8 protein-coding genes are annotated in these 11,566 nt (G+C 72.3%); 4 read left to right on the top strand and 4 right to left on the bottom strand.

Going from position 1 to position 11,566, the window contains the following annotated elements:
• Positions 1-374 (bottom strand): DUF3417 domain-containing protein (locus RIF68_RS13035; protein WP_309051375.1); only part of this gene is annotated, 374 nt, incomplete at its 3' end.
• Positions 375-755: 381 nt separating this feature from the next.
• On the opposite strand from RIF68_RS13035, the gene RIF68_RS13040 reads away from it, so the two are divergent.
• The 4 genes from RIF68_RS13040 to glgB all read left to right on the top strand — a co-directional run bounded on the left by RIF68_RS13040 (position 756) and on the right by glgB (position 8,491).
• The gene (locus RIF68_RS13040; protein ID WP_309051376.1) at positions 756-2,741 is read left to right on the top strand and encodes an alpha-1,4-glucan--maltose-1-phosphate maltosyltransferase; all 1,986 of its coding nucleotides are present in this window, start codon (positions 756-758) and stop codon (positions 2,739-2,741) included.
• Complete coding sequence (gene treS, locus RIF68_RS13045; RefSeq protein ID WP_309051377.1) at positions 2,738-4,450, top strand: maltose alpha-D-glucosyltransferase; 1,713 nt, start codon at positions 2,738-2,740, stop codon at positions 4,448-4,450. Before RIF68_RS13040 ends, treS begins: the two co-directional genes overlap by 4 nt.
• A 230-nt stretch (positions 4,451-4,680) precedes the next feature.
• Positions 4,681-6,033 carry a maltokinase gene (locus RIF68_RS13050; RefSeq protein WP_309051378.1) on the top strand — a complete coding sequence of 451 codons (1,353 nt, stop codon included), beginning with the start codon at positions 4,681-4,683 and terminating at the stop codon, positions 6,031-6,033.
• 199 nt (positions 6,034-6,232) lie between these two features.
• Positions 6,233-8,491 (top strand): 1,4-alpha-glucan branching enzyme, encoded by a 2,259-nt coding sequence (glgB, locus tag RIF68_RS13055; protein ID WP_309051379.1) that lies wholly within the window; start codon positions 6,233-6,235, stop codon positions 8,489-8,491.
• Between the two features lie 24 nt (positions 8,492-8,515).
• Here the strand turns inward: glgB and RIF68_RS13060 are convergent, their stop codons facing one another.
• The 3 genes from RIF68_RS13060 to RIF68_RS13070 all read right to left on the bottom strand — a co-directional run.
• The gene (locus tag RIF68_RS13060) at positions 8,516-10,750 is read right to left on the bottom strand and encodes a UvrD-helicase domain-containing protein (RefSeq protein ID WP_309051382.1); all 2,235 of its coding nucleotides are present in this window, start codon (positions 10,748-10,750) and stop codon (positions 8,516-8,518) included.
• A 152-nt stretch (positions 10,751-10,902) separates the two neighbouring features.
• Positions 10,903-11,241 (bottom strand): thioredoxin domain-containing protein, encoded by a 339-nt coding sequence (locus RIF68_RS13065; RefSeq protein WP_309051380.1) that lies wholly within the window; start codon positions 11,239-11,241, stop codon positions 10,903-10,905.
• The coding region (locus RIF68_RS13070) for a MerR family DNA-binding protein (RefSeq protein ID WP_309051381.1) at positions 11,238-11,566 on the bottom strand (329 nt) is incomplete at its 5' end. The genes RIF68_RS13070 and RIF68_RS13065, both read right to left, overlap by 4 nt.

The raw sequence follows: 11,566 nt of genomic DNA on the forward strand, positions 1-11,566 counted from the left end.
CCGGAGTACTGGGGCAGGGCGGCGGCGACGCCGAACTCGGGCGAGAAGTAGGCGATGCCGGCCGGGGGTTCGCCGGCGCCGAGCTCCCGCTGGTACCAGCGGGGGGCGTGCAGGTAGGTGTCGAGTTCCTCGGCGGCGGCGCGCAGCCGGGCCAGGAACTCCTCGTCGGCGGCGAGGGCGGCGAGCCGGGGCCCTTCGAGGGAGCCGAGGACCCGGACCGGGTCGGCGCCGGACGGGCCCCCGGGTGCGAGGGAGTCGAAGAGGGCGCGGGTGGGCTCGTGCCAGGACCAGCGCAGATTGTGCGCGAGGCCGGCGAGGGGCCGCAGGGGGTCGGGGAGGACGGGACGCACGGTGAATCGACGAATGGCCTTCACGGGACCACCTTCGCGCGCGGACCCGACGGAGCGGGCGCACCACGCTGTGCGCCCGGCGTGGCGGCGCGTTTTCCCCGGCGGAGCCGTTCGGAGGCGTCCTCGCCTGTCCGAACGGCGTCCTTGTCCGCTCGGCTACGCCCTAGTAGTTAACAAAGGACCGGATTGCCCTCGCGCGTACCGTGGAAGGCTCCTCCGGTAACGGCTCCGCGCACCCCTCAACCCGTCCGTCCCCCAGCCCCTTCATCCCTGTGGACACGCCATCCGAGTGAACGCGGACGGGAGCGGCGATGCCCGCCATGCACCGGCCGTCGGCGGAGCTAGAAAGAGCGCACCACCACCCGCACCCCCGTAACCCCGTCAGGTGATGCTGTGAATCCGCTCATGGGACGCATTCCCGTTCTGGACGTCCGTCCGTTGGTCGACTGTGGCCGGCGCCCCGCGAAGGCGGTGGTCGGTGAGACCTTCGAGGTGACGGCGACCGTCTTCCGCGAGGGTCATGACGCCGTCGCCGCCAATGTCGTGCTGCGCGGGCCGTCGGGCCGCCCTGGCCCGTGGACCCCGATGCGTGAACTCGCCCCGGGCACCGACCGGTGGGGTGCCGAGGTCACCCCGGACGCCGAGGGCCTGTGGACGTACACCGTGGAGGCGTGGAGCGACCCGGTCGCGACCTGGCGCCACGCCGCCCGGATCAAGATCCCGGCCGGGATCGACTCGGAGCTGGTCCTCGCGGAGGGGGCCGAGCTGCACGAGCGGGCCGCCAAGGGCGTGCCGAAGAAGGGCGGTGGCCGGGAGGCGGTGCTGGCCGCCGTGGACGCGCTGCGGGACGAGTCGCGTCCGGCGGCCGTGCGTCTGGCCGCCGCGCTGGCCCCCCGGGTGGTCGAGGCGCTCGACCGGCACCCCTTGCGCGAACTGGTCTCGGCCTCCCCGGCCTTGCCGCTGGTGGTGGAGCGGGAGCGGGCCCTCTTCGGTTCCTGGTACGAGTTCTTCCCGCGCTCGGAGGGCGTGCGGAAGGTCCGGGGCCGTACGGTGCAGGGGACGTTCCGGACGGCCGCCGAGCGGCTTCCGGCCATCGCCGCGATGGGTTTCGACGTGGTCTACCTGCCGCCGGTCCACCCGATCGGCGAGACGCACCGCAAGGGCCCGAACAACTCGCTGTCGGCCGGTCCGAACGACGTCGGCGTGCCGTGGGCGATCGGTTCGCCGGAGGGCGGGCACGACGCCGTGCACCCGGATCTGGGCACCATGGAGGACTTCGACGCCTTCGTGGCGCGCGCCCGTGAGCTGCGTCTGGAGGTGGCGCTCGACTTCGCGCTCCAGTGCTCGCCGGACCACCCGTGGGTGGAGAAGCACCCGGAGTGGTTCCACCACCGGCCGGACGGTTCGATCGCGTACGCGGAGAACCCGCCGAAGAAGTACCAGGACATCTACCCGATCGCGTTCGACAAGGACATGGACGGGATCGTCGCGGAGACCGTGCGGGTGCTGCGGCACTGGATGGACCACGGGGTGCGGATCTTCCGGGTGGACAACCCGCACACCAAGCCGGTGGTGTTCTGGGAGCGGGTGATCGGGGAGATCAACCGGGCGGACCCGGACGTGATCTTCCTGGCGGAGGCCTTCACCCGGCCGGCGATGATGCGGACGCTCGGCGCGATCGGCTTCCAGCAGTCGTACACGTACTTCACCTGGCGCAACACCAAGGAGGAGCTCACGGAGTACCTGACGGAGCTGTCGGGGGACGTGGCGGCGCAGATGCGGCCGAACTTCTTCGTGAACACCCCGGACATCCTGCACGCCTACCTCCAGCACGGCGGCCGGCCCGCCTTCGAGGTGCGGGCGGTGCTGGCGGCGACCCTGTCGCCGTCCTGGGGGATGTACGCCGGGTACGAGCTGTGCGAGGCCACCCCGGTGCGGGAGGGCAGCGAGGAGTACCTCGACTCGGAGAAGTACGAGCTGCGGCCGCGGGACTGGGAGGCGGCCGAGCGGGCGGGGGCCACGATCACCCCGCTGATCACCACCCTGAACCGGCTCAGGCGCCGTCACCCGGCGCTGCGCCGGCTGCGGAACCTGACCTTCCACGAGACGGACGACCCGCAGGTGATCGCCTACTCCAAGCGCACCGGTTCGAACACGGTTCTGATGGTCGTCAACCTCGACCCGCACCACACCCACGAGGCGACGGTCTCGTTGAACATGCCGGAACTCGGCCTCGACTGGCACGAGACCGTGCCGGTGCGCGACGAGCTCACCGGCGAGACCTATCACTGGGGCAGGGCGAGTTACGTGCGTCTGGAGCCGGGTGTCAGGCCTGCGCACGTCCTCGTCCTGCGACCGTCCCCGCAGACCGGAGGGTCACCCACCTCATGACTGTCAACGATCCCGTCCCCGACACCTTCGAGGACACCCCCGCCCAGGACCGCGATCCCGAGTGGTTCAAGCGGGCCGTCTTCTACGAGGTCCTCGTCCGGTCCTTCCAGGACAGCAACGGCGACGGCGTGGGCGACCTCAAGGGCATCACGTCCCGGCTCGACTACCTCCAGTGGCTGGGGGTGGACTGTCTCTGGCTGCCGCCGTTCTTCAACTCCCCCCTGCGGGACGGCGGCTACGACGTGTCGGACTACACCTCGGTGCTGCCCGAGTTCGGTGATCTCGCCGATTTCGTGGAGTTCGTGGACGCGGCCCACCAGCGCGGGATGCGCGTGATCATCGACTTCGTCATGAACCACACGAGCGACCAGCACCCGTGGTTCCAGGAGTCGCGGCGCGACCCGGACGGGCCGTACGGCGACTACTACGTCTGGGCCGACGACGACAAGCAGTACGCGGACGCCCGGATCATCTTCGTCGACACCGAGACCTCCAACTGGACCTTCGACCCGGTGCGCAAGCAGTACTTCTGGCACCGCTTCTTCTCGCACCAGCCGGACCTCAACTACGAGAACCCGGCGGTGCAGGAGGAGATCCTGTCGGCCCTGAAGTTCTGGCTGGACCTGGGGATCGACGGCTTCCGGCTGGACGCGGTGCCGTACCTGTACCAGCAGGAGGGCACCAACTGCGAGAACCTGCCGGCCACCCACGCCTTCCTCAAGCGGGTCCGCAAGGAGATCGACGACCACTACCCGGACACGGTGCTCCTCGCCGAGGCCAACCAGTGGCCGGAGGACGTGGTCGACTACTTCGGCGACTTCCGCTCGGGCGGCGACGAGTGCCACATGGCGTTCCACTTCCCGGTGATGCCCCGGATCTTCATGGCCGTGCGGCGCGAGTCGCGCCACCCGGTCTCCGAGATCCTGGCGAAGACCCCGGAGATCCCCTCCGGCTGCCAGTGGGGCATCTTCCTGCGCAACCACGACGAGCTGACCCTGGAGATGGTCACCGACGAGGAGCGCGACTACATGTACGCCGAGTACGCCAAGGACCCGCGGATGCGGGCCAACATCGGCATCCGGCGGCGCCTGGCCCCGCTCCTGGACAACGACCGCAAGCAGATGGAGCTGTTCACGGCCCTGCTGTTCTCGCTGCCTGGCTCGCCGGTCCTGTACTACGGCGACGAGATCGGCATGGGCGACAACATCTGGCTCGGTGACCGGGACGGGGTGCGCACCCCGATGCAGTGGACGCCCGACCGGAACGCGGGCTTCTCCTCCTGCGATCCGGGGCGGCTGTTCCTGCCGGCCATCATGGACCCGGTCCACGGCTACCAGGTGACCAACGTGGAGGCGGGGATGGCCTCGCCGTCCTCGCTGCTGCACTGGACGAAGCGGATGATCGAGATCCGTAAGCAGAACCGGGCGTTCGGCACCGGAACGTACACCGAACTCCCGTCGTCCAACCCGGCGGTGCTCGCCTTCCTCCGGGAAGCCGCCCCCGAAGAGGGCATGGACGCCGATCTGGTCCTCTGCGTGAACAACTTCTCGCGGTTCGCGCAGCCGACCGAGCTGGACCTGCGGCGCTACGCCGGCAACCACCCGGTGGAGCTGATCGGCGGGGTGCAGTTCCCGGCCATCGGCCAGCTTCCCTACCTCCTGACCCTTGCGGGACACGGGTTCTACTGGTTCCGTCTCAAGACGGGCTGACCTTCGGTCGGTTCGTCCGGCCCGGGGCGGGGCGGTCCCTCCGCCGTGCCCCGGGCACTGTCACCACCGCACGATCCAGGTCCGTCCGGGCCCCCACCCGGACCCGTACGGATCTTCCCTTTCCGACACGTCCCGCACATCCGGACAGCCACAGCCGCAATCCGGGACAATCTGCGCATTTGAATACCTACGACAGTCATCTGCGCACCCCGGGGAAAGGACGCGATGCCATGCCGGAGACCGCATCCACGACCCGGGCCACGGACGCCCTCCTGCCGTCCCTCACACCCCTGCTCCACGAATGGCTGCCCCGGCAGCGCTGGTTCGCGGGCAAGGGCCGCCGGGTCACGGGATTCGCCCTGGACACGGCCACCGAGCTGCTGCCCCTGGACGGCGCCGGCCCGGGCCTCCTCCATCTGCTCGTCCGGGTCGAACAGCCCAGCCGCCCGAGCGGCACCCCGGCCGACTGCTACCAGATCCTCCTGGGGGTACGGAGTCAACTGCCGCCCCGGCTCGCCCCCGCCCTCATCGGCCGCGTCCGGCAGGGCCCGCTCGCCGGACGCGCGGTCTACGAGGCGCTGCGCGACCCCCGGCTCGCCGGACTGCTCTACGAACGGCTGCGCACCCCGGGCCGCATCGGCACCCTGCGCTTCCACGCCACCACCGCCCTGCCGGCAGCCCTCGCCCCCCGGGTCCTGGACGCCGAGCAGTCCAACTCCTCGCTCGTGTACGGGGACTCGTACATCCTGAAGATCTTCCGCCGGATCAGCCCCGGCGCCAACCCGGACCTGGAACTGCCCCTCGCCCTCGGCCGGGCCGGATGCGCCCGGGTGCCCGCCCCGGTCGCCTGGTTCGAGTCGGGGGCCGCCACCCTCGGCGTGCTCCAGCCCTACCTGGCGGACTCCCGGGACGGCTGGCGCCTCGCCCTCGACGCCCTCGCCTCCGGGCAGGATTTCACCCGCCAGGCGCTCGCTCTGGGCCGGGCCACCGCCGAGGTGCACCTCGCCCTCGCCGAGGCCCTGCCCACCGAGCGGCTGCGGCCCTCCGACACCGAGCACCTCGCCTCCGCGATGGACCGGCGGCTGCACACGGCGGCGCAGGCGGTGCCGGCGCTCCTGCCGTACGTACCGGGCCTGCGTGCGGTCTTCGCCGCGGCGAGCGGGGCGGCCGGCGCGGGCATCGTCCAGCGCATCCACGGCGACCTGCACCTCGGGCAGACGCTGCGGGGCTCCGACGGCGCCTGGGCGGTCATCGACTTCGAGGGCGAGCCGGCGAAGCCCCTCGACGAACGGCGCCGGCCGCAGCCCACGGTCCGGGACGTGGCCGGCATGCTCCGCTCCTTCGACTACGCGGCCCGCACCCACCGGCCGTGGAACGCCGACTGGGCGGCCCGCTGCCGGGCCGCCTACTGCACCGGCTACGCGCAGGTGTCCGGGACCGACCCCCGGGCCGATCCGGCGCTGCTGCGGGCCTACGAGACGGACAAGGCGGTGTACGAGGTGGTCTACGAGGCCCGTCACCGCCCCGACTGGCTGCCGGTGCCGATGTCCGCCATCGAACGCCTGGCCGCCTCCGTCCCGTGACCCGGCCGGGCCCAACCCCCCGGTGCCCGCCGGCCGCACCACCCGTTCGGGGCAGCGCGGTGTCCCGCCGTCCGGCCCACCGCCTGCGGAGAGGCCCGCGCGCCCCGTTCGGCCGAGTTTCCCCGGCCCCCCGAGGGCCGTTCAGTACCCGTATCCCCTCACTCCGTCCCCCGTCCCCCGCTCCCCAGGAGGCACCCCTGTGACCGCCCGCCCCGCAGGCAAGACGGCCCCCCGCACGAAGACCCCCGCGCCGGACCGGACCGCCGTACGGAAGGCGCCACCCCTCGACCCCGGCGACCGGGGCCGGCTGCTCGCCGGTGAGCACCACGACCCGCACGCCCTGCTCGGCGCCCACCCGGTCCGCGGCGGGGTGGTGATCCGCGTGCTCCGCCCCTGGGCCCGGGAGGTCACCGTCCTGGCGAAGGGCCGCCGGATCACCCTCCACGACGAGGGCGACGGCCTCTTCTCCGGCCTGCTGCCGCTGCTGCGCAAGGTCCCCGCCTACGAGCTGCGGGTGCGCTACGACGGCGACGAGATCGCGCTCCACGACCCGTACCGCTTCCTGCCGTCCCTCGGCGAGCTGGACCTGCACCTCATCGGGGAGGGCCGGCACGAGGAGCTGTGGACGGCCCTCGGCTCCCGCGTCATGACGCACGAGGGCGTGGCCGGCACCCGCTTCGCCGTGTGGGCGCCGAACGCCCGCGGCGTGCGGGTCACCGGTGACTTCACGCACTGGGGCACGGGTCTGCCGATGCGCTCGCTCGGCGGGACCGGGGTGTGGGAGCTGTTCGTGCCCGGCCTCGGTGAGGGCACCGTCTACAAGTACGACATCACCCGGCCGGACGGCTCGCACACCCTGCGCGCGGACCCGATGGCCCGCCGCACCGAGTGCCCGCCGAACACGGCGTCGATCGTCACCGAGTCGCACTACGCGTGGGGCGACACCGAGTGGATGGAGCGGCGCGGCCGGCGGCCCCACCACGAGTCGCCGCTCTCCGTCTACGAGGTGCACCTGCCGTCCTGGCGGCCGGGGCTCACCTACCGCCAGCTCGCCGAGCAGCTCCCCGCCTACGTGCGGGACCTCGGGTTCACGCACGTGGAGTTCATGCCGGTCGCCGAGCACCCCTTCGGCGGCTCCTGGGGTTACCAGGTCACCGGCTTCTACGCGCCGACGGCCCGGATGGGCACCCCGGACGACTTCAAGTACCTGGTGGACGCGCTGCACCGGGCCGGGATCGGCGTCCTCATGGACTGGGTGCCGGCGCACTTCCCGAAGGACGACTGGGCGCTCGCCGAGTTCGACGGGCGGCCGCTGTACGAGCACCCGGACCCGCGCCGCTCGCACCACCCGGACTGGGGGACCCTGGAGTTCGACTACGGCCGCAAGGAGGTGCGGAACTTCCTCGTGGCCAACGCGGTCTACTGGTGCCAGGAGTTCCACATCGACGGGCTGCGGGTGGACGCGGTGGCCTCGATGCTCTACCTGGACTACTCGCGCGAGCACGGCGAGTGGGTGCCGAACGAGTACGGCGGCCGGGAGAACCTGGACGCGGTGGCCTTCCTGCAGGAGATGAACGCGACGGTGTACCGGCGCTGCCCGGGGATCATCACCTTCGCGGAGGAGTCCACGGCCTGGGACGGGGTGACCCGGGCGACCGACCAGGTCGGGCCGGGCGGCTTCGGCGGCCTGGGCTTCGGCATGAAGTGGAACATGGGCTGGATGCACGACTCCCTCCAGTACGTGCAGAAGGAGCCGGTGCACCGCAAGTACCACCACCACGAGATGACCTTCTCGATGGTGTACGCGTACAGCGAGAACTACATCCTGCCGATCTCGCACGACGAGGTGGTGCACGGCAAGCGGGCCCTGGTGTCGAAGATGCCGGGCGACTGGTGGCAGCAGCGCGCCAACCACCGGGCCTACCTCGGCTTCATGTGGGCGCATCCCGGCAAGCAGCTGCTCTACATGGGGCAGGAGTTCGCCCAGGGGGCGGAGTGGTCGGCGGACCACGGGCCGGACTGGTGGCTGCTGGACCCGGCGTACGGTGCGGAGCCGGACCACCGGGGCGTGCGGGACCTGGTCCGCGACCTGAACACGGTGTACACGGCGACCCCGGCCCTGTGGGAGCGGGACACCGTCCCGGACGGTTTCGAGTGGGTGGTGGGGGACGCGGCCGACGACAACGTCTTCGCGTTCCTCCGCTTCGACGGCTTCGGCTCCCCGCTGCTGGCCGTCTCCAACTTCTCCCCCGTGGTGCGGCACGACTTCCGGCTCGGGGTGCCGGACACGTTCGCCGCCTGGGCGGAGGTCCTGAACACGGACGCGGCCCGGTACGGCGGCTCGGACGTGGTGGGCACCGACCCGGTGAAGACCGAGTCGGTGCCGTGGCACGGCCGCGGGTCGAGCGTGCGGATGACGCTGCCGCCGCTGGCGACCGTGTGGCTCAGGCCGGCCTGACCGGCGGCCCGGGCGGGGGTGTGGTCAGGCCCGCCTGACCACACCCAGACGCTGCGTGGCCCGGGTCAGCGCCACGTACAGGTCGTTGACGCCGTGCGGCCCGGCGGCCCGGATGGCGTCGGGGTCGACCACGAGGACCGTGTCGAACTCCAGGCCCTTGGCCTGCCGCGGGTCGAGGAGGACCACCGGCCGGGTGAGGTCCGGCGCCGGGCCGTGCGAGGCGCCGGGCAGCGCGGCGAGCAGCCCGGGGTGGAGTTCCGGCGGGGCGATGACGGCGAGCCGGCCCTCCTCGCGCAGTTCGGCGGCGACCGCGTCGGCGGTCTCCTTCACCGGGTCGGCGGCCGTCCGCTCCCACGGCTCGACGCCGGTGGAGCGGACGGAGCGGGGCGGCTCGAAACCGGGGTCGGTCTCGCGGCGCACAGCGGCGGCCACCGCCATGATCTCGGCGGGCGTGCGGTAGTTGACGCCGAGCCGGACCAGCTCCCAGCGGTCCTCCACGTAGGGGGTGAGGATCTCCTCCCAGGAGCCGACGCCGGCCGGGTCGCCGGTCTGCGCCGGGTCGCCCACCAGGGTCATGGAGCGGGTGGGGCTGCGGCGCATGAGGAGCCGCCACAGCATGGCGGACAGTTCCTGCGCCTCGTCCACGATGATGTGCCCGAAGGCCCAGGTGCGGTCGGCGGCGGCCCGTTCGGCGGCGGTGCGGTGGTCGGCCTCCTCGTGCCGTTCGGCGAACCTCTCGGCGTCGATGATGTCGTGGGCGGACAGCACCTCGGAGGCGTCCTCGTCGACCTCCTCCTTGTCCTCGAACTCGTAGGTGCGCGAGGCGTAGCTGACGTCGAGGACCCCCTGGGCGTACTGGATGCGCCGCTGGCGTTCGGCCTCCTCGGCGGCGCGGGCGGCCGAGTCGTCGTGGCCGAGGAGTTCGGCGGCCTCGTCCAGGAGCGGTACGTCGGCCGGGGTCCACGGCCCGCCGTCGCGGCGGATCGCGGCGGCGTCCTCCTCGGGGAGGTGGGTGGGTTCGGCGAGGTAGTCGGCGAGGAAGTCCTCGGGGGTGAGGGCCGGCCAGAGGGTGTCGATCGCCGCGTGGACGTCGGGGTTGGCGGCGACGCCCTTGGCGAGGAGCGCCCGGTCGTCGGGTCCGAGGAAGTTGGGGCCGCCGTAGGGGTCGGCGCCGATGCGGTCGGCGAGCTGTTCGGCGAGCGCGTCGAGGATCCGGAACACGAAGGACGGGCGGGCCAGGTTGTGCGGGAGGGCCTGGGCGCGGGCGTGGTGGCGGGCCTCCAGGGCCATGTCCCAGTCGATGACCAGGTCGCCGTCCTCGTGCGGGACGGTGAGCGGCTCCCCGCGCTCGGGGACCCGCTGCCGGTCGCGTACGGCGGCGGCGAGCGCCCCGGCCATGGCGGCGGCGCCCTTCACGGCGGCGGCACGCGGGGTGTCGGTGCCGGTGGCGTGGACGCCCGGGTACAGCTCGGCGGGGGTGGCGAGCAGGACGCCGGTCTCGCCGAGGGAGGGCAGCACGTTGCCGATGTAGCCGAGGAAGGCCGGGTTGGGGCCGACGATGAGGACGGCGCGGCGGGCGAGCTGCTCGCGGTGGGCGTAGAGGAGGTACGCGGCCCGGTGCAGGGCCACGGCGGTCTTGCCGGTGCCGGGGCCGCCCTCCACGACGAGGACGCCGTGGTGCGGGGAGCGGATGATGGCGTCCTGCTCGGCCTGGATGGTCTGCACGATGTCGTGCATGCGGCCCGTGCGGGCGGCGTCGAGGGCGGCGAGCAGCACCTCGTCGGCGTCGCTGTTCTCGTGGCCGGTGCGGGTGGTGTCCGTGAGGTCGAGGACCTCGTCGTGGAGGGAGACGACCTCGCGGCCCTTGGTGGTGATGTGCCGGCGGCGGGCCAGGCCCATGGGCTCGTGCCCGGTGGCGAGGTAGAAGGGGCGGGCGATCTCGGCACGCCAGTCGACGACGAGGGGCGTACGGTCGGCGTCGTCCTCGCGGATGCCGATGCGGCCGATGTGGTGGTCGCGGCCGTCGCGGAAGACGAGCCGCCCGAAGCAGAGCCCGCTCTCGCCCGCGTCGAAGGCGGCGAGCAGCCCGGACTGCTCGGCGACCAGGACGTCCCGCTCCAGACGCGACTGGGCGCTTCCGGTCCCGGGCGTGGCCAGCGCCCGGGCGACGCCGGCCTCGGCCTGGTCCCGCAGGTCGTCGAGCCGCGCGTAGAGCGAGGTGATGAATTTCTGCTCATCCCGAATTGGCTCGGTTGACAATTCCACTCCCAGCGCGATACAGTAAGTTTATTGAATCCATCCGCGCCCCCTTCACAGGCGAGCCGCACGGAGACACGGAATTCATCAATATACGCGACACGAAGCCCCGGACACCAATTATCTCGTCCGGGGCTTTTTTGTGCCCGTGGGCTTCAGGCGAGTACCTCCGCCAGCTCCTCCATGAGGCGCCGCTCGGGGCGGGCGCCGACGAGCGACGTCACCGGTTCGCCCGCCCGGAAGACCATCAGCGTCGGAGTGGCGAGCACCCCGTAGCGCAGGGTCGTCGCCGGATTGCGGTCGCCGTCGATCTCCACGATCCGCAGCCGCTCCGCCTCCTCGGCCGCCAGGGAGCCCAGGACCGGCCTCAGCTGCCGGCAGGGCCCGCACCGCTCGGCGGTGAACTTCACCAGGACCGGCCGGTCCGCGCCGAGCACCTCCGCGGCGAAATCCGCGTCCGTGACCTCGTCCACGCCGTGCGCGTACGTCGTCATGCCGTCACTCCCGTCTCGTCGGTCTCCTCGGCACCGCCGGGGTGGGTGCCGAGGGCGCAGCGGGGTTCCGGGCCGTGCGGGAGTTCCGCCTCGGCCCGCAGCAGCTGGGCGCCCACCTGGGCACGCACGGTCCGGAGCTGTTCGATGAGCCCGTCCAGCTCGTCGGGCTTGCGCCGGTGGACCGCGATCGGGGCCGGGCACGCGTCGCCGGCCGGATGGCCCGCCCGCGGGCACCACACGAACGGCCGCGTCTCCTCCAGCTCGAAGCCGAAGTCCCGCAGGGTCCGGATCTGCCGCAGGAGCCGAAGGTCGGCCTCGTCGTAGG

This window comes from Streptomyces sp. (assembly GCF_031178505.1).
Classification (GTDB): domain Bacteria; phylum Actinomycetota; class Actinomycetes; order Streptomycetales; family Streptomycetaceae; genus Streptomyces; species Streptomyces gulbargensis.